The following is a 19,463-nucleotide window of genomic DNA, read 5'->3' as shown; positions in this document are numbered from 1 at the left end:
CCATACTGAATACAATAGATTAGAAAACACTATTACTATCGCAAGAGCCGGGAAATGTGGCTGGGTTTCATATATTCCAGTTAAATTTTATCTTAATGACAAGTGTTTTTCGTTAGATTTGAAGATATTTATTAATCCATTCTTTTTATTTAATTCATTAAAGAATATTCAAGATAACATAATGGATTTAGGGTCTAACTCAACAATACCTACGATCACATCATCCTCGTTAAAAACTGTTATGGTTCATACCCCTCAACTCCCCGAACAAAACAAAATAGCTCAGACATTCTCCTCTCTAGACTCACTCCTAACACTTCATCAGCGTAAGTGCGAAAAACTCAAAAAAATTAAGCAAGAATTACTCAATAAAATGTTTGTTTAATACTCATTTTACAGTTGTTTTGTTAGTTTTAAAAAAGAAAGGTTTTTATATGAAAAACGTACATGAGAATTGAAGTTAGAGAAATTTCAAAAACCAGAAGGAATGATTTCATTTTTTTGCTTATCTATAAGAATATATTATAATGAAACTATTACTGGGAGTAACATAATGAACAATTTTTATAAATTTTTAGTTAAAACAATAATAAAACAGCCAAAATTCATAATCCTTTACTCTGTTTTATTATCATTAATTTTGATTTTAGAATTATTAATTGGTATTTCACCTATTTTTGGTTCTTTAAGTGGCCAACTAAGTCCAATATTATTTGTTTTCATAACAACTTTAATATCTATAACTTTCTTTGTAACAGTTTTAATATGCTCAAGGGTTTTTTATTTTATTAAAAACGAAGGTTTACAATATATTATCCATTCTAAACCAATAAATCGTAATTCAATTTATTGAGCACAATTTTTAGCTACAATTACCTTATCAGCTATTGTAACGGGAACATATTTTGTTTTAAGTTTTATCATCTCTGGCACAATAATGAGCTTGTTTATGATATTAAAAATTAAAGATATTTTTATATTGCTTGCATGAAGTATTTTGGGATGAATATTAATAATTTTTATAACTTCTTCAGTAGGAGGCGCTATTTCACAATTTATAAGCGCTAAAGGTTTTTTTGCTGTTTTAACTGTACCTGTTGTTGTTTTGCAGCCTATAACACCTTTTATCATTAATATTGTAGACAGTAGTAAAAAAGCCACAATTCACTACACTCCGATCAAATTAACGTCGAATTTAAGTGAGGGTATTCACGATCATATTTGAGAAAATAGCAAAAATGAATACTGAAAGAGTTTTTTTGCTGGTGGTAAAAATGAAATTGTGTTCCTTGATAAAATATACACTAATGAAAAAATCGAAGTAAAGGATGCTTATAAAACAATTAACAAAAACTTTCATTATTTACCTGCTTTAATTAATCCTTCTGATCATTTTAGGTATTTAATTGGGGGTGAACTCATAGAACCATATAAATTAAATTATTTAACTAAATTAGATGTGCAAAACAATTGATATGTAACTAAAATTTCAGTTAAAAGTAGTGAAACCGCACTACCAGTTATAAAAGATTTCTATGTCTTAGTTAAAAATAATTACCAAGTATATAATCGAGCAAATAATGATATATTAATAAATTCAAACTTAGTGCCTAATACTAACAGAAACTATGATAACATTAGTTTATTAAGCACTTTATATAACATTGATAAATTAAGCGCTAGAGAATTTTGATATCTTTTAACTGAAGCTAATGATAATATAAATTTAAATGAAATAATCCAAAACATCAGAGATACAGTAAAAAAAGAAATATCTACTGCAACCGAAGCGGAAGTAAAAGGAGCTCAATTACTAGAAAGTTTAAACAAAAAACTTGAAGAAGAATTGTGAAACAAATTCAAAAATAATATCGTAAATAAAATTGAAAAATTAAATAAAGATTCAAAGGAAATTCTTAATTTTGCTATAGAGTCAAAAAGCTTCCAAGATTTCCTCTCAAAAATAAACTATGCATTAGAAAGTAAAAGTGAAAATAATATTGATACTGAAGTTTTGATTTTAAAACATTCATTAACAGAACTGCCAAATAAACAAATTCATAATTTAGTTTATTTTGAGCTAAATAAAAAAATTAATGAGCTTGGTGGTTTAGGCTTAATTAATAAAACAATTGGCTTTGATGATAACTTCTATGCATTTGTAGATGTTGAAGAAGCCAACTTTAGAATTATGAAGCATAATTCTATGAATATTTACCCTTGATACTTAACCATAACTTTGTACTCTGGTTTAGCCGTTTTATGTCTTTTCATCGGAAAAAGAAAATTTAACAAAAAGGATTTTAAAAATTAGGTGGTATTATGAGTGCTATAGAATTTAAAAACGTTTCTAAAATTTTTAACAAAAAAAATACCGTCCTTAACAATATTTCTTTTGTTATTGAAAACGGTGAATTTCACGGTTTTATAGGTGCAAACGGTGCGGGTAAAACCACAACAATTAGAACTTTGTTGGGTTTTTATCCAGATTTTAAGGGTGAAATAACAATTAATGAGACAAGCAATAAAGATGCATCTGTTAAATCAATAATTGGTTACATACCAGAAGCTGCCACATTTCCTAAATCATTAAATATATTTGATTTTTTGGTTGATATGGCTTTGCTTTATGGAATAGAGAAAAAAGAGGCAAAACAAAAAGTGTCCCAGATTTTAATGAATGTTGGGGTTGAAGAAAATCTTTGAAAACGTTATGGCAACAATCTTTCTAGTGGTCAACAAAAAAGAGTCATGCTTGCCCAAGCTTTATTGAATGATCCTCAAATTTTAATTTTGGATGAACCCGCTGCAAATTTAGACCCTGCAGCTCGTGAAGATTTATATAAAAAATTAAAAGAACTTAACCAAAAAAATAAAATTACTATTTTTATTTCTAGCCATATTTTAAGGGAATTAGAAATGTATATTGACTCCGTAACTGTTTTAGATAAAGGAGAAATTAAATTTTCGGGTACATTTGATTCAATTAAACAAAATAACTATTTTGGTTTTAAAATTGTTTCCAAAAAAATAACCGATTTGGAACAAAAATTAGAATTGCTAAAAAAATCTTTAGATTTTCAATATCAAAAAGCGGATAAAAACACAATATTAATTAGAGCCGAAAAAAATGTTTTTAATTTAATTGCCAGTGATTTATTTCATAACGGTATGGACATTGACTATTGTGGCATTAATGAAGTAACTCTTAGTGAATTATATTTCTCTGTTAAATCAGAATAATAAATAACCAAAAACACTGTATTATAGTTTTTTTGGTCGAAACTCAATATTAAAATCACCTCTAAAAAGGTGATTTTAATATCTATTATTTGAACTAAAAAGTAATATTTTTTCTTTGGTTGCTTGCTTAATGGCTTCACAACCATTTTTTAATAAAAGTCTAGGATCGTAATTTTTACCTTTTAAATCTTTGTTATTGACAATAAAATCACGTATCGCTTGATGAAAAGCCAGTTGTAATTCGGTGTTAATATTAATTTTTGCAACTCCTAAATCGATTGCTTTTTTAATCTGATCATTAGGAATGCCACTGCCACCATGTAACACAATTCCAATCTTTGTGTTTTTGGATATTAAATCTAAAAGGTCAAAATTTAATGATTTTCAATTAGTTGGATATTTACCGTGGATATTACCTACCCCTGCAGCTAAAAAGTCTATACCTAGCTTAGATAAGGAAATTGCCTCGTTTAAATTAGCTAACTCACCTTTAGAAAAAATATCGTCTTCTTGTCCGCCAATTTGCCCTACTTCGGCCTCTATGGAAATATTATTTTCTTTAGCTAATGTTACTAATTCCGCTGTATTACTATAGTTTTGGTTAAATTCTAATTTTGAACCATCAAACATTATTGAAGTGAAGCCTTCCTCTATTGCTTTTTTGCATCCTTCAAAGGTTCCGTGATCTAAATGTAAGGCCACAGGGACAGTAATATTAAGGTCTTTTACAAGCGAATTAACCATTGAGCTTACAGTTTTATACCCACCCATATAATGGACGGCGCCTTCTGAGGCACTCAAAATAACTGGGCTCCTCATTTCTTCACAGGCTAATAAAACATTTTTAGCTCACTCTAAATTATTAATATTTATATGAGGGACTGCATAACGATTTTTATACGCATCATCAACCATCTTTTTAGCATTAACTAGCATATTAATTCTTATTTAAAGCACTTAATCTAATGGTTCAAGTTGCATCAGGATTACGAACAAAATCGCTTGAAACGGTTAAAAGTCTATAAACTTCTCCAATTTTTTCTGTTTTTGTTTCATCATAATCAAAATTATTAGTTTGAGCTTCTCATTTTGATTTTAGTTTGCTTTCAACCTCTGCAAAAATATCATCAAATTCAACTGATTCGCCTTTTGAACAACGGTTGAACATATATTCTTGAATAATATCTAAAATTGTTAATGTTTTTTTCATAGTTTCTCCATTTTTCAATGTTTTGATATTTATATTATAATTTAAATATTAAAATTAAGTTATGCAATTATAATATTTAATTTCTAATATATAAGTTTTTTGAGGTTAATTATGTTAAATATAGTGCTTTTTGAACCAGAAATACCACCTAACACAGCTAATATAATCAGAACATGTTATGCGCTGAAAGCTAAATTACACATTATTAAACCAATTGGATTTTCATTGCATCCTAAATATATGTCTCGTCCGGCCGCAGGTAGATTGTTAAGTGATATTCCACACGAGATTCATGAATCTTATACAGAATTTGCAAATAAATACGGTTCTAAAACTATTTTTTACATTACGCGGTACGGAGAACATACTTATTCGGATGTGGATTATAAAAAAGTTTATGAGCAAGAAAAAGAAATTTGATTAATGTTTGGTAGAGAATCCACAGGAATAGATAAAAATATTTTAATTTCTAATCTTGATAAATGTTTAAGAATCCCGATGGTTTCAAAAATGAGAAGTATAAATTTAGCTAACTGTGTTGCGATTATAGGTTTCGAAGTTATGCGACAATTGGAATTTAAAAATTTAAGTAAATATGAAGTTCAAAAAGGAAAAGATTTTTTAAAAAATCTTAATAATGAAAATGCAAAATAAATATATTTCATCATTACAAAATCAAAAAATTAAAAATTTACGAAAATGATTAAAAAAACCTGGTGATTTTTTTGTTGTTGAAGGCTACAATATGGTTTATGAAGCACTAAAGATCGATGGTTTAGTGTGCGAAATATATGAAGTAGAAACCAAAGATTTAATAAAAGAAAACAAATTTATCATTAGCAAACATATTCTCGAAAATATTAGCATAGTTAAAAGTTCCGAAGGTGTTTTAGCGCTTTGTAAAAAACAAGTGAATAAAAAAATAGGCTCAAAAATTATTTTTTTAGATGACGTTCAAGATCCTGGAAATGTTGGCACAATCATTCGTAGTGCAGTTGGTTTTGGTTTTGATACCTTATTCACTAATGTAAATGTTTATAATCCTAAAATTTTAAGATCAACCCAAGGTTCAATATTTAAAATAAACATAGTTAATTACCAAAATTCAAGTGATGAATTAAAAAAACTTCAAGAAAAGAAGTATCAAATAATAGCAACTTCTTTAGATAAAGATAGCATGAATATAAAAGATCTTTGCGTCCAAAATGACTATATTACTGTTGTTTTAGGAAATGAAGGTCATGGAATAAAACATGAAAACTATAAATATTGCTCAACTAAAATTTATATACCGATTCAATTTGAGAGCTTAAATGTTGCGGTTAGTGCAGGAATTATTCTTTATAAAATTAATGAATTGTGAGGCAAATAATGGGTGAAAAAATAACGAAAATTAATCTTGGCTACGAACTTAACGGTTATTGTATTTCTGATGTTGAACAAATTATTGATGAATTTAAAAACGAAATTAATAATCTTCAAATTTCACTAAATATTTTAAAAGATGAAAAATTAGAATTAGCGGTTAAATGTGCTTCATTACAATCTGAAATCGATGCATTAAAAGAGCAATTAAAACTTAGAAGTGGTAACCATAATGAATAATAACGATTTAAAAATCAATTGGTATCCTGGGCACATGGCTAAGGCCACAAAAGAAATAAAAGAAGTTGCAAATTTGGCTGATCTATTCATTATTGTTCTTGATTCAAGATGCCCATTAAGTAGCTACAATGATGATTTTGATAAAATAGCACCAAATAAACCTCGTTTGTTTATTGCAACAAAATCTGATTTAATGGATGTATCAAAAAAAGAAAAAATCGCAAAGCATTTTAACTACTCACGACTCTTGTGATTGGATTTAAGAAATCAAAAAAGTCGTTCGATTATTTTAAAAGAATTGGAAAAAATTAATAAAGAAAAGACTAAAAATGCTGTAAATAAGGGTTTTTTGCAACCTCGGATTAAAGTTTTCGTTCTCGGTGTTCCTAATGCAGGTAAAAGCACATTGATTAATTTAATGACTCAGAAAAAGAATTTAAAAGTAGGCAATTTCCCTGGTGTAACAAGAACTAAAAGCTGAGTAAATGTAGATAATTTCTTCTTTTTAGATACACCGGGTATTTTGCTACCTAACATCGAAAATCAAGAAGCAGCAGTTAAGCTTTCCATGACTAGATGTATAGAAACTAAGCAATTTCCAATTAAACTCATTGCTGAAAATTATTTAGATGTTATAGCTAAATATTACCCAAACAAACTAACTGATGATTTTAAAATTGAACCAAAACTATTAGCAAATCTAAATGATGTTAATAAACATGCAATTTTTACGCAAATTGCAAAAAATAGGGGTTTAAAAGTAGAAAACAAGTTAGTTTTAGATGGTGCACATCAATATTTTATTAATTATGTCCAAAATCTCAAAGGAGTCACATATGAATAAAAATTTAGATAATAAAGTTTTGGAAAGAAAAGTTAGAGGGTGAAAAAATGTTATAGAAAACAGCAGTTTTATAATGGGTTTATGAACCAAGGTAAGATCAATATTATTGATTATAGTTTTATTTTTTATTTTAATAGGGTTTATGATTTGAGGAATAGTAAAAAGCCAAGGCTACCAAAGCATAGTTACATTTTCAATATTTTTAAGCTTCTTTTCAATTTTTAACATTTTTTTAATCTATTACTCTGTAATTTGTCTTATATTAATTATTGCAGTTAGAAAAAAACCTGATAATTATGAAAAAGAGCTCAAAATTTGAATTAAATATTTATTCAAAGCCGAACCAAATTATTCTTTTGAGGGATAAAAAACGGCGGGTTTTGATATGTGCCCTCTTTACTGGTCAAAAAAATCCAGTAATAAGGGTACATTCAAAACACGCTTTTTTTATAAAATAACTCTTCGTTTTGATTCAAATTGGTAATCAGTTAGGTATAGCACGCCATCGCTTAATTTTATTGTTGGCGCATTAACTATATAATTATTTTGGGCTTTATATATTTTTACTCTTTTGCCCATAATATAGGCATATGCGCATCCATTAGCATCATAACCTTTAATTATTCTTTGAGCTTGATCAATTGTTAAATCTTCCTTGATTTCAGCATCTTCTCTTTCTAGTTTTGTGCAAAATGTGACTTCAGAAGAATTTTGCGCAATCTTGTTGAACTCACCTTTATCGATTAATTTTATCCATTCAGTTATATGGTCAATGCTTATTTTTTGTAATTTATTAAATATTGAGGAAGCTGTGTCTAATTCGTCTATTGTACAGCTCTTTTGAAAGAAAATATCACCCGCATCCATTTCCTTAACCATTTCCATTAATGTAATACCAGTTTTATTATCTCCATTCAAAACCGCAGATTGGATAGGCGAAGCACCTCTATATTTTGGTAATAATGAACCATGAATATTTAAATTATATTTCTTAGCTAGAGCTAAAACCTTAGTAGGTATAAATTGACCAAATGCACATGTAACTAAATAATCGTAGTCTAGTTTTCTTAATTCTTCTGTTATCTCTCCGATTTTATTGGGTTGGAATACTTTTATTCCGAATTTTTCACCGAGTTTTTTAGTTGGTGTATGAGTGATAATTCTTCCTCTAGCCGTTGGTTTGTCTGGTTGACTAACTATTCCTACAACATTAAAATTATTAATAATTTCTTCGAAAATTGGAACAGAAAATTCAGGAGTTCCTGCTAATAATATTTTTATCATATTGATATTATAAGTTATATTTAAGTAATTATTTTTAAAATGAAAATAATTAAAAACAGCTAATTACAGCTGTTTTACTCAAATAAATTATTTTTTTCTTTATTATTATCTTTAATTTCCATATTAAAGTGTAATTTAGCTATTTTATTAAGGGAAATATTTTTATTCTTTTTAAGAAAAGAGGCATGAAACTCTTTAACCAAATTGGATGCACCTAGCGGAAATTGCGTATTGTATTCTCGATTTAATTCTTCAATTTTATATAAAAATTTATCACGAGCTAATATGCTAGCACACGAAACAGCAAGTGATTTTTGTTCAGCTTTATATGTTAAAATCACATTATGTTGAAACTTTTGAATATTTAAAAATTGGTCTGAAAGAGCTGTATCATAGTATTTTTGAATACTTTTTAAAGTGCTGAATTGGTCTATAATTATGTAATCTATTTTTTTAACATTAGCCTCTAATTCATTTATAGCAAACATATGTAAAAACATTTTAAGTTGATTAGAATTATAGTATTTATTTAATTTATTATAGCCTTCTGGATTAAATATTTTAATGGAATACTTCACCATTTTACGCAATTGTTTTGCGATCTCTTTGATTTTTTTGGAGTTAGTTATTAATTTCGAATCCTTAACTCCTAAATCTTTTATAAAAGACATATTTTCTTTAGGAATAAAAACGGCACAGGCTACAAGTGGACCGTAAAAATCACCGACGCCACATTCGTCTGTACCTATCAAATCTAAATCATTATATTCTAAATTTAAATCTGTTAAAAATTGCATTTTGACCTTTATTCTGTATGCTGAGCTAAGATCATTTTATTGATTGCTTCAGTAGCTTTATCAATTTCTTTTTGCGGATTTTCTAAGAATTTATTGATGAAATAACCTACAGCACCTTCGCGGTTGGTTTTAGTTAATTTAACTGTAGCTTGCTTTTTAACGGCTGTATCGGCATTGCCAACTGCAACAGAAATGTGAGCTACTTTAAACATTGGGACATCATTAAAACCGTCGCCGATAGCAATAGTATGTTGAAGATCAACACCATAATATCTAGATAATAATGATAGAGCTCTACCTTTATTAACCCCAACGTTTGTAATGTCAAAAACAGGAGTTAAACCTTCGCCTTTGCTTCAAAATGAAAATTCTCCTAAGTCGCCGTATCTAGCTCTTAAATATCTTCGTAATTCGTATGGGTCAGTTGTTTCTTTAACATCAAAAATAATACCTGTTGGACATAGAGGAATTTTGCTTAAGTTAATTCCAACTGTGAATTTTGGATTTGAAGCAAATCCAAAAACACGTTCTAAAGCTTCATCCCTTTTTTGAATTTGTACTCAGCCAGGACCCTCAATTGCGATATTTGAGATTTCTTGCTCTACTTTTGGGTCACCAAGGATGTAAAGCATTTCATTAAGGTTTAAATATTTGATTAATGGTATAAAGTTTTCATCAGAAGGGTTATGAATCTGCGCACCGTTATAGTTGCAAACAACTGTGTCTAAACCTAATTTTTCATAAATTGGTTTGGTACTTCTTCATGGTCTACCTGTAACTGCGCAAACAATATGTCCTTCATTTTTAGCTCTTTGAATAGCATTAAATGTTTCTTCGTGGATTGTTCCTTCAGCCGAAGATGCTAACAATGTACCATCAAGATCGATAGCAAAAAGAAATTTTTCTTGTTTATTTTCCATTTGATCTCCATAATTAATTTATTAAGAATAATTAGCAATATAAATTTACCATATTTTATATTTTTTCATAATAAGTGCTTTTATTGATTTTATTTTTTTAAAATTAATGGTCCCAAAACAACTATGTAATAGTTATTCTGGCAACAATAATTATTTTTTAATATTTTAATGTGTCCGCTAAACAGAAAAACAAAAAAATCTAAGTGGCTTAGATTTTTTTAGTTTTAATCATTTTTGATAATGTCATCAAATGTTAAGTTAACATTTTCTGAATTCTGTCTTTCTGTTTCAGGTGGTAATTGTAAGTTTTGGGCTATATATTCAATTTCTTCTGAAACAATTGTTTCTTTATTTAATAATGCTGTTTTAATAAGTTCAAGAAGTTGCATGTTCTCACGAATGGTTTTCATCGCTCTATCTTTTGCTTCTGTGATAATTTTGCGAACTTGTAAATCAATTTCATGAGCCATATTTCCTGAAATATTAGATGATTTTAGATAATCACGACCTAAGAAAGGAGATCCTTCGTCTTGTTCATATTGAATTGGACCTAGTTCTGACATACCTCATTCTGAAACCATCTTACGAGCTAGTTTGGTTGCTTTAGAGATATCATCACTTGCGCCAGTAGAAATATTATCTGCACCATAAATAATTTCCTCTGCAGCTCTTCCACCCATAAATGAAGTTATAACGGCAATTAATTCTTGCTTGCTCATGTTATATTTTTCAGTTTCAGGTGTCATTAAATTATATCCACCTGCTGAACCACGAGGAATAATGGTAATCTTTTGAACTTTATTCGCTCCTGGTGTTTTAATCCCTACAACTGCGTGTCCAGCCTCATGGTAAGCAACCATAGTTAATTCTTCTTTAGAGATTACTCTATTTTTCTTAGCAGGTCCAGACATTGTTCTGTCGATACCTTCATCAATATCATCACGGGTAATTAAATCATGTCTTGCTCTAACAGCCAATAAAGAAGCTTCATTAATAACATTAGCTAATTGTGCACCTGAAAAGCCCGGAGTTCTTTTAGCTACTTGTGCCAAGTTAACTGACGGTTCTAATCTTTTACCTCTAGCATGTAATTCTAATATTTCTTGACGTTCCTTAACATCTGGTAAACCAACAGTTATTATTCTATCAAAACGACCAGGACGAGTTAAGGCAGGATCTAAGACATCAGTTCTGTTAGTTGCGGCAAAAAGTAAGATACCATTATTTTCTTTCATTCCGTCCATCTCAACTAGAAGCTGGTTAAGTGTTTGTTCTCTTTCATCATGTCCGCCGCCTAAGCCGGCTCCACGAGTTCTACCAATAGCGTCAAGCTCATCAATAAAGATAATTGCAGGAGCATTTTTACGAGCTTCATCAAAAACGCTTCTAACTCTTTTCGCTCCTAATCCAACAAACATTTCAACAAAACCTGAAGCTGAAATAAAGTAAAATGGTACATTTGCTTCACCAGCTGTGGCTTTAGCTAAAAGTGTTTTACCAGTTCCTGGGGGACCGCCAAGTAGAACACCATGGGGCATTCTTGCCCCTGCATTAGCGTATTTAGATGGGTCTTTTAAATAATCAACCAGTTCTTGAATTTCTTCGATAGCTTCCTTGTTACCGGCTACGTCTTTGAATGTCTTATCACTTTTAATTTTTTTAGATGGGTTTGAATCGTCACCAAATTGACCCATAAAGTTTTTTTGACGCTTCATGATTCACACATAAAGTAGAATCATTAATAAAATGTATAGCAAGGTAGGACCAAAACCAAATATTAAGTTTTTTAAAAATTGAGGTTTTTCTACTGGAATACCAGCATCCAAAATTTTAGCAACTTCAACATTTCCATTATTATTGAATCTAGCTACCTCATGTAACAATTGAGATAATGTTCTACCTTGAGCAATATCTGCGAATTCACCTGCTACACTAGTATTTGGGTTAGAATTTCCAGCAAATTCTTTAGCTAATTCTGGGGTTAAATTAATATAATATGTGCCTACATGATTATTATCCACGAATGTATAAGTTATTCGCCCGTGGAAGTAGTCAATATTTATGTCTTTAAGGTAAATATTATCAACATGATCTTGTGTGTTGCCATCAAGAGATTTCTTTAAGTGTTCTTTAAAAACTGATAGATCAACTTCAGAGCTAGCATTATTATTAATGCGTTCTCTAATTAATCAGTAAATGATAACAACAAACATTAAAACAAGAAAAACTGTAAAAATAATACTAATTCAATTAGGTTTTTTTGTCTTTTTTTCGTTATTCATCCCTCTCCTTTCAATATATATTAATAATAACAAATTATTTATTTATTAAAAAACTGATTTCCTTATTTTGCTTAACCATTTTTATATTGTCTTTAAGTAAAAATGTTTTGTTATTTTTATTTGATTTTATTCATGAAATAATATTAAGCAATTTATCTTTATTTAAATTAATTTTTTCATTAGTTTGTGTAAAAATCATCTTTGAAACTAGGTATGGAAGCAGGAAATCATTGCTTTTATCAAGATTTTTAATTCAAGTCAAATTAAAATTATTGTTTTTTCACTGTTCATAAAGTAAATTAACTTTTTTTTCTTTTTCTAAAAGAATTTCATTTTCCAAATTAATCTGATTTATAAACCTATTTTTTTCTTCTACACTTTTATTTAATAATTTCTTTCTTATTACGTTGCGTTGATAGCAATCGTTGCTATTTGTTTCGTCGATTGCATACTCTAATTTTAGTTTTGAACAAAGTTTCAAAATTTCATTTTTAAAATATTTATCAATAAAAGGACGAATTATATTCATTCCCAATAATACAGTAGATGGCTTAATTCCGTAAAATAAAGGTTCCCTTTTTGATTTTTTTTGCATTATAACTGTTTCAATAAAATCATCTTTATGGTGTCCTAAATACAATGCTTCGCACTTTTCTTTATCGTAAATTTCTTTAAAAAATTTATATCGTGCTTCTCTTGCTTTTTCCTCAAAACCAGAAGACCAGGATTGCGCTATAACGGGATCTAATTTACAAATTTTTAATTCAAAATTATATTTCTCACAAACTCTTTTAACAATTTCAACATCTCGATGCGAATTTTCTCTCACCGAATGATCCACTGTCGCTACAATTACATTTTTTGCATCAAACCTTTCCTTGATATAATGACATAAAAAAACAGAGTCTGGGCCACCACTAACAGCTAATAAAATTTTATTATTCTGCTTTGCGATTTTCTCCATTAAATTTCTCCATAATGTATCTAATATCGTTATAAACAAACGATATAGCCGCGTCTGCTGCTTTTTCAAAAACCATTTCTATACGCGCCATTTCGGCATTTTTAAAATTCGAAAGCACATAATCTTTCATTGGCGAAGTGGGAGCTCCAATCCCAATTCTAAGCTTTTTAAAATCATTAGATTTAAAGTGCTCCATTATATTTAAAATTCCATTGTGGTTTGCTGCCGAACCACCAATCTTTATGCTTGCTTGACCAATTTTAAAATCTTTATCATCATAAATTACCATGATATCATCACTATTTATTTTGTAATAATTTGCAATTTGAATAATAAAGTCGCCAGATTTATTCATAAATGTTAAAGGTTTAGCAATTATTGCTCCATCAATTGTGGTAAACTCCCCATTAAAACGGTTTTTATTCAGTGTTATATTGAGTTTTTCACATATTTTATCAATAACTAAAAATCCACTATTATGTCTTGTGAATTTATATTCTTCTCCAGGGTTCCCTAATCCAACTATTAATTTCATTTTTACCTCTTATAAAATTTTACTTATTAGTTAACATTTTTTGCATAAATGTGAAAATTTCTTTATTATTTGTTTTGTCAGTTACCTTTTTACTGTAATAACCACTATCACCAATTATTGTTAACTTTTCTTTAGCTCTAGAAACAGCAGTGTATATTAGTTTATTAGTAAGCATAAAATCATAATTACTAAAAAATGGAAAAATAATACTTTTTGACTCGGATCCTTGAAATTTATGAATTGTTATTGCATAGGCTAATTGAATATATTTTAAAAAATCGTTTTTTTTGTAAAGAATTTTTTTATAAATAAAATCAACTATTATTCCTTTGTCATTATATTCAGATATATATCCGATTTCGCCATTATAAACATCGAGATTATAATCATTTTCAGTTTGGATTACTTTGTCGCCAATATAAAAAGTTTTGTCAGTGCTGCTAAAATCAAGTTTAGTTGCTTTTTTGCCTTGCTCATAGTCTAAAAAGTCGAAAATATATCATTTTTGTAGTGCTTTATTAATTTCAATTATGCCTTTTTCACCTTTATAAATTGGGACTAAAACCATCGTTTCATCAATTAAATATTTATAAACATGATTAGCAAAAATAATAGTTAGCTGTTTAATAAAATTATTTTTATCAGCGTCTACAAATTGAACAATATCTGTTTCGGGTTCCACAAATTTAAAACTTTTTACACCTAAGAAATGGCTCGAGATCTCTATGGAATCCGTTCTAAAAATGTCTTCTAAAATTGTAGTATTAAATCGTTTTGAATTCACTAAATCTTCCAATAAATTACCTGGACCAATTGCTGGAAGTTGATAAGAATCGCCAACAATTATTACTTTTTCTAAGTTTATTGTGTTTCTTAATATTGCGGCAAATATATTAATATTAATCATTGAAAACTCATCAAAAATTATGACTTTGGTTTCGTTATTTGCTAAAACATAATTTTCAAAAACTTCATTATCTCTTGATATTTTTAAATAACTATGGCATGTTTTTGCATTTATATTATATTTAGTAAATAGGTTTGAAGCTGATCTTCCTGTTGGAGTTAAAACTTTTATTTCATCTGTACTATAGGCTTTTTGGCCAATTAATTGATTATAAATTTTTTCTATAATTAAAGTTTTACCAGTTCCTGGATAACCAGAAATTATCGACACGTTGTTTTTTAATGCATCATTAATGGCTTTGTTTTGAAGCTCTGAACAACTTAAAAACTTAACTCTTTTATAGTTATGCTTGATTTCAGCTTCATTAATTTCACATAAAATATCACAGATTTCGCTTTCTATGTCATACATTTGGAAAAGCGAAATTCTTCTGTTATCCTTATCAAAATATACCTCTTGATTTTCAATTAGTGTTACAAGAGAATCGAATACGTCCGCCTCGGTATAAGAATTTTCATATTTAAGAATTTTATTCACAATATTTACAATTGGTACTAAGGTGCTATTACTGTTAAACTCATCTCGAATGAAATAATAAATCATAGATCTAAGTCTATTAAATTTAACTTTTTTGCCTATGATACAGGCTAATTTGTCAACTAAATCAAAAGGTAAATAATGTTCAACAACCAGTTCATAAGGATCGTTTGTTTCAAAATAATTCAGTAATGATATTTCTTTAAATTTGTTTAATTCTTTAATCATTAAAAACAAGTTAGACAAACCATTTTCTATGAAAAAAAATTGATCATTTTCAAACATTTTTAAGCATTGTGAAGCTAATTTATCATATAAATTTTCATTTGTCAAATCAATTATTTTATCTTTGTGAGCTTGTATATTATTAAAAAAATCTTCCCCACAAGCTTCGACAATTTTTTTAAGTCTTACTTCTCCCAATCCTTGTGTACTATTTTTTAAAATTTGTAAAATTTTCTCATTATTGTTAGGTAATTTAACTAAAAAATTTTCTAGAATAAAACTATTATATTTGCCATTTGAATTCTCTTTTACAAAAATTTCATAATTAAGATTTAGATCGACTTTTTTATCCTTGCAATAAACAGATATTTGTTTACCGTTTTCAATATTAAATAAAAGCAAAGCGTATTTTCAATTTACTGCTTCACCCCCTGATAAAATTTTGGTAAACCTACCTATAAAGTTTTTAACACCTTCGGTATCCATAAAATTATTATAATTAAATTTAAATAAAGAAAAATATTTGGTTGCTTTTTTTTATTTATCCACAACAAAATCCACAATTCCACATTAACGTTAGTTTTTAAACTAAAAACACTATAAAACAGCGTTTTTAGTTGTTGATTTTATTGTGGATAACTATTAAATATGAATAGATTTGTATAATTAAAATATATTTATAAATTAAATTAAGTATTATATAAATATGAAAGCTAACGCAAATACATCTTCTAATGCAGCATTGAATGGTAATATGCTAACTTTCCACACTTGTTTAAAAAGCTATGGATTAGTTAGTTTTGATTACAAAACATTTTTAGAAGATTTAATAATTAAAGATATCGACGCATCAAACCATATTATATTGAGTACGCCAAAAAGCAGCGACATTGCACAAATTATCAAAGCCCATTATGGACAATTTATTGAGAAAGCACTCGAGGAAACTTTTGAAAAGAAATGCACTTTTTCAATAGAAAGTACGCTTAGTGAATTAGGCGAGATTCAAACAACTTTAAATGAAGACAAAAACAACAAAAAACATAGTAAAACAGATAAAAAAAGCCAAAATGAAATTGAAGACACCAACAGTATCATTAATACATCTTACACACTTGAAAACTATGTAGAAGGTGAATTCAACACAGAAGCAATACGCTTAGCTAATTACATAATTAATGGTGGTAGGGAATTTAATTTAATTTTTATATATGGAAACAGTGGAACGGGAAAAACTCACCTATTACATTCAATTTGTAATGGTTTAGAACAAAAAAACATAACAACAAAGTATGTTAATCCTATCTCTTTTACAACAAATATGTCATCTTTATTGCAAGAAAACAACACTAAAAGAATCAAGGCAGTTTATGATGAATATTGTAAAGTTGATGTAATACTGTTTGATGATATACAAAGTTATGCTACTGGTAGCAAAAAAAGTACTCTACAAATGCTTTATAACATTTTAGATAATAGAATGATGAATAATAAAATAACTTTTTTTGCATCAGATAAACCACTTGAAATTCTCCATCAATACTATGAACCGAGAATTGTAACTAGATTAAGCTCGTCCTTAATAATAGAAATCAAGCAACCAAATCAAAAAGATATGATTCGCATCTTAGATTTCTTAATTGAAAAAAGAAATTTACACCTTGAAGCATGAGAAGATGAAGCTAAAAAAGCAGTTATTATATCTTCACAAGCTTCTATAAGGGCAATGGTAGGTATTATAAACAAATTAAGCTTCTACAATACCGAATTAGAAAAAAGAGCTAATTCAAAATATACTGCAGCTGTAGTCAAAAATATCTTAGCTAGGATGAATAAAACACTTAATCAAATCACACCAGATAGTATTTTAGAAGCAGTAAGCAAGTACTATAAAGTGCCTAAAAAAGAGATTTTAGGAAAAAGCAGAAGAAAAGAAATCATAATTGCGCGACACATAGCGATGTATATTGTGCGTGAGCAATTAAAAATGTCATTCGATCATATCGGTATGTTTTTTGGTAACAGAGATCATACGACAGTTATAAATGCTTTTGAAAAAATTAGAAATGAAAAAGAAGATCCTTCGAAATCAATTGATAAAGCAATTATAACCATTAGTGATAATGTTTTCCACAACAAATAATTAATTACTCACATATATGAAACTATTAAAAGTTTATAAAATTTTATGTAAAAATCTTATTTATAAAACTTTTATAAGTTTTGCACAAAACAACGAAACATAATATTAATATAGGAGAATATAATGAAATTTCAAATTCAAAAAAACATTTTAGATCAAGTTTTAGAGACAGTATCAAAATATACAGACCCTATTAATTCGTTTTATGCTTTACGTTGCATATTGATTAGGGTTGAAAGAGAAAAAATATATTTTTTTGGTAAATCTGAAATTACAAGCATAATAAAAAACGTTGATGTTGATGATACAAATGTTATTGTTGAAGAAACCGGTGAATTTTTAATTAATGCATCACTATTTAAAAATGCTGTAAAAAAATTAAATGATTTAATAACTATCAAATTAAATTACAATCAATTAGAAATTAAACAAGGATCATCGTTTTATTCGCTTCACACTAGTCCTGCAACAAATTTTCCTATTTTAGATATTAATATTTTGAAAAAAACAAAGCAAATTACAATAAACCGTGAAGAATTTAAAAAAGCAATTAAAAATGTAATTTTTGCAGTTAGCACAGAAAACAATTTAATTTATAAAGCTATAAATGTTATTTTAAAGAAAAATAAACTTATTTTTAATGCCACAGACACATTTAGATTAGCTCATACATCAATTAAGGTTTCAAATCCTAATGATTACGAATTTAATTTATCTATTTTAGGTAGAGAATTAAAAGATTTAATACCATTAGAGGCAGATGAAAACATAAATTTATTTTTTGATGAAATGCGTTTCGGTATAACTTATAAAAATACAATCATTTATGCAAGAGTGATTGATATTCCATATAATAATGTAGAAACTTTATTTACAAATTTTGTGACAAAATATAAAATTGAAACAACAAAAGAGGCAATAATGGACACTATTAATAAAGTGTATTTACAGTTTGGAGAAAAACAAGTAAGAATAGAATTTAAATTCAAATCAAACGAAATGGAATGTAACTACCGTTTAGACGAAATTGGTACTAGCCAAGCTAAAACAACAGAAATTTCATTAGATGGATCTCCTTTTGAGCTAGACTTAAATTATAATTTCGTCAAAGACGCTTTAAGTGTTTTTACAGGAAAAATAATAATGTTAGTAGACGAGAAATGTAGAAAAATTCTATTTTTATCAAGAGAAAATGAAGCAACTAAACAACTAATTACACCTTTAAATAAGTAAAATGAGTAACATCATATATATCAATACTGAATTTATAACAGTTGCTCAATTTTTAAAAAAAGTTGGATTAATCCAAACAGGCGGGCACGCTAAAATGTTTATAGAAGCTTCAAATATTAATCTTAGAGGTCAAAAACCAAATAAACACACTAAAATTTTCCCTAGTGACGTTATCAAAATAAACAATAAAATGTTTTTAATAAAAAAAGAAAGTTAAAACCGATACTATAGACATTTTTGTGTAAATTTGTCTCTGTCTTACTTTTAAGTAAGAGGTTTAAGAGTGGTGATTGCACAAATCCAAAATAATATTATTTTAATATATATGTAAATGTTTTTGTTTTTCTAAAAATTATTTTTGTTTCAAATTAGCCAATACTTGATATGTACCCTCTTTACTGGACAAATAAAATCCAGTAAGGAGGGTTATTTTTATGCGCTATAATTTTGAATTTAAAAGAAAGTGTGTTGAAATGTATCGACAAGGTATGTTGCCAAACACCCCTGATGGTGTTTCAAAAGAATTATTTAGAGCCACAGTTCGAAAATGGGTCAGAATCGAAGATGCACGTGGACCTGAAGCATTAAAGCACAAAATACAAAATAAGGTTTGGTCTTCAGAAGAAAAGCATGAGTTAGTATCTCGAGTGCTTGCAGGAAATTCGATTAATTCTGTTGCGATTAATGCAGGAGTAAGTAAGGGAATTCTATATCAATGGGTTCGCAAATATGAA

21 protein-coding genes are annotated in these 19,463 nt (G+C 28.1%); 12 read left to right on the top strand and 9 right to left on the bottom strand.

Going from position 1 to position 19,463, the window contains the following annotated elements; all coding sequences use genetic code 4:
* The 3 genes from T385_RS03630 to T385_RS0101670 all read left to right on the top strand — a co-directional run.
* On the top strand, positions 1–385 hold a 385-nt coding region (locus T385_RS03630; RefSeq protein WP_198763709.1), incomplete at its 5' end, for a restriction endonuclease subunit S.
* Positions 386–553: 168 nt separating this feature from the next.
* Positions 554–2,314, top strand: coding sequence for an ABC transporter permease (locus T385_RS0101675; protein ID WP_029905949.1), 1,761 nt, complete (start codon positions 554–556; stop codon positions 2,312–2,314).
* A gap of 8 nt (positions 2,315–2,322) precedes the next feature.
* Positions 2,323–3,243 (top strand): ABC transporter ATP-binding protein, encoded by a 921-nt coding sequence (locus tag T385_RS0101670; RefSeq protein ID WP_029905948.1) that lies wholly within the window; start codon positions 2,323–2,325, stop codon positions 3,241–3,243.
* Between the two features lie 75 nt (positions 3,244–3,318).
* Here the strand turns inward: T385_RS0101670 and fba are convergent, their stop codons facing one another.
* Positions 3,319–4,179 carry a class II fructose-1,6-bisphosphate aldolase gene (fba, locus tag T385_RS0101665; protein WP_029905945.1) on the bottom strand — a complete coding sequence of 287 codons (861 nt, stop codon included), beginning with the start codon at positions 4,177–4,179 and terminating at the stop codon, positions 3,319–3,321.
* Between the two features lies 1 nt (position 4,180).
* Positions 4,181–4,453, bottom strand: a complete 273-nt coding sequence (rpoE, locus tag T385_RS0101660; protein ID WP_029905943.1) for a DNA-directed RNA polymerase subunit delta — start codon at positions 4,451–4,453, stop codon at positions 4,181–4,183.
* Between the two features lie 111 nt (positions 4,454–4,564).
* Between rpoE and T385_RS0101655 the strand changes: the two genes are divergently transcribed.
* From T385_RS0101655 to T385_RS0101635, 5 genes are read left to right on the top strand one after another with little or no spacing between them, the layout of a single operon-like run.
* Positions 4,565–5,107 carry a tRNA (cytidine(34)-2'-O)-methyltransferase gene (locus T385_RS0101655; RefSeq protein ID WP_029905942.1) on the top strand — a complete coding sequence of 181 codons (543 nt, stop codon included), beginning with the start codon at positions 4,565–4,567 and terminating at the stop codon, positions 5,105–5,107.
* Positions 5,097–5,825, top strand: coding sequence for a TrmH family RNA methyltransferase (locus tag T385_RS0101650; RefSeq protein ID WP_029905939.1), 729 nt, complete (start codon positions 5,097–5,099; stop codon positions 5,823–5,825). The genes T385_RS0101655 and T385_RS0101650 overlap by 11 nt, the downstream gene beginning before the upstream one ends.
* The gene (locus tag T385_RS0101645) at positions 5,825–6,058 is read left to right on the top strand and encodes a hypothetical protein (protein ID WP_029905937.1); all 234 of its coding nucleotides are present in this window, start codon (positions 5,825–5,827) and stop codon (positions 6,056–6,058) included. Before T385_RS0101650 ends, T385_RS0101645 begins: the two co-directional genes overlap by 1 nt.
* The gene (gene ylqF, locus T385_RS0101640; protein ID WP_029905935.1) at positions 6,051–6,902 is read left to right on the top strand and encodes a ribosome biogenesis GTPase YlqF; all 852 of its coding nucleotides are present in this window, start codon (positions 6,051–6,053) and stop codon (positions 6,900–6,902) included. The genes T385_RS0101645 and ylqF overlap by 8 nt, the downstream gene beginning before the upstream one ends.
* Positions 6,895–7,269, top strand: a complete 375-nt coding sequence (locus tag T385_RS0101635; RefSeq protein WP_029905933.1) for a hypothetical protein — start codon at positions 6,895–6,897, stop codon at positions 7,267–7,269. Before ylqF ends, T385_RS0101635 begins: the two co-directional genes overlap by 8 nt.
* An 80-nt stretch (positions 7,270–7,349) precedes the next feature.
* On the opposite strand, the gene fmt is transcribed toward T385_RS0101635, so the two are convergent.
* From fmt to T385_RS0101600, 7 genes are all read right to left on the bottom strand, one after another.
* Complete coding sequence (fmt, locus tag T385_RS0101630) at positions 7,350–8,186, bottom strand: methionyl-tRNA formyltransferase (RefSeq protein ID WP_029905931.1); 837 nt, start codon at positions 8,184–8,186, stop codon at positions 7,350–7,352.
* Positions 8,187–8,260: 74 nt separating this feature from the next.
* Positions 8,261–8,983 carry a ribonuclease HIII gene (rnhC, locus tag T385_RS0101625; protein ID WP_029905929.1) on the bottom strand — a complete coding sequence of 241 codons (723 nt, stop codon included), beginning with the start codon at positions 8,981–8,983 and terminating at the stop codon, positions 8,261–8,263.
* Positions 8,984–8,991: 8 nt separating this feature from the next.
* Positions 8,992–9,903, bottom strand: a complete 912-nt coding sequence (locus T385_RS0101620) for a Cof-type HAD-IIB family hydrolase (protein WP_029905926.1) — start codon at positions 9,901–9,903, stop codon at positions 8,992–8,994.
* Between the two features lie 224 nt (positions 9,904–10,127).
* Complete coding sequence (gene ftsH / locus T385_RS0101615) at positions 10,128–12,185, bottom strand: ATP-dependent zinc metalloprotease FtsH (RefSeq protein ID WP_029905924.1); 2,058 nt, start codon at positions 12,183–12,185, stop codon at positions 10,128–10,130.
* Between the two features lie 34 nt (positions 12,186–12,219).
* Positions 12,220–13,149: a tRNA lysidine(34) synthetase TilS gene (gene tilS, locus T385_RS0101610; protein WP_029905922.1), complete on the bottom strand. Its 930-nt coding sequence runs from the start codon at positions 13,147–13,149 to the stop codon at positions 12,220–12,222.
* Positions 13,124–13,684: an aminoacyl-tRNA hydrolase gene (gene pth / locus T385_RS0101605; RefSeq protein ID WP_029905920.1), complete on the bottom strand. Its 561-nt coding sequence runs from the start codon at positions 13,682–13,684 to the stop codon at positions 13,124–13,126. Before pth ends, tilS begins: the two co-directional genes overlap by 26 nt.
* 19 nt (positions 13,685–13,703) lie before the next feature.
* Positions 13,704–15,839 carry an ATP-dependent DNA helicase gene (locus tag T385_RS0101600; RefSeq protein ID WP_029905918.1) on the bottom strand — a complete coding sequence of 712 codons (2,136 nt, stop codon included), beginning with the start codon at positions 15,837–15,839 and terminating at the stop codon, positions 13,704–13,706.
* A 220-nt stretch (positions 15,840–16,059) separates the two neighbouring features.
* Between T385_RS0101600 and T385_RS0101595 the strand changes: the two genes are divergently transcribed.
* From T385_RS0101595 to T385_RS0101580, 4 genes are all read left to right on the top strand, one after another.
* Positions 16,060–17,496 (top strand): helix-turn-helix domain-containing protein, encoded by a 1,437-nt coding sequence (locus T385_RS0101595; RefSeq protein WP_051677954.1) that lies wholly within the window; start codon positions 16,060–16,062, stop codon positions 17,494–17,496.
* A 123-nt stretch (positions 17,497–17,619) separates the two neighbouring features.
* The gene (locus T385_RS0101590; protein WP_029905914.1) at positions 17,620–18,729 is read left to right on the top strand and encodes a DNA polymerase III subunit beta; all 1,110 of its coding nucleotides are present in this window, start codon (positions 17,620–17,622) and stop codon (positions 18,727–18,729) included.
* A gap of 1 nt (position 18,730) precedes the next feature.
* Complete coding sequence (locus T385_RS0101585; RefSeq protein WP_029905912.1) at positions 18,731–18,946, top strand: RNA-binding S4 domain-containing protein; 216 nt, start codon at positions 18,731–18,733, stop codon at positions 18,944–18,946.
* A 217-nt stretch (positions 18,947–19,163) separates the two neighbouring features.
* A partial coding sequence (locus T385_RS0101580) for a transposase (protein WP_029905910.1) occupies positions 19,164–19,463 on the top strand: 300 nt, incomplete at its 3' end.

This window comes from Mycoplasmopsis opalescens ATCC 27921, assembly GCF_000712185.1.
Lineage (GTDB): Bacteria > Bacillota_I > Bacilli_A > Mycoplasmatales > Metamycoplasmataceae > Mycoplasmopsis > Mycoplasmopsis opalescens.
Note: the sequence above shows the minus strand (reverse complement) of the source record. Positions and strands in the feature narration are given on the sequence as shown.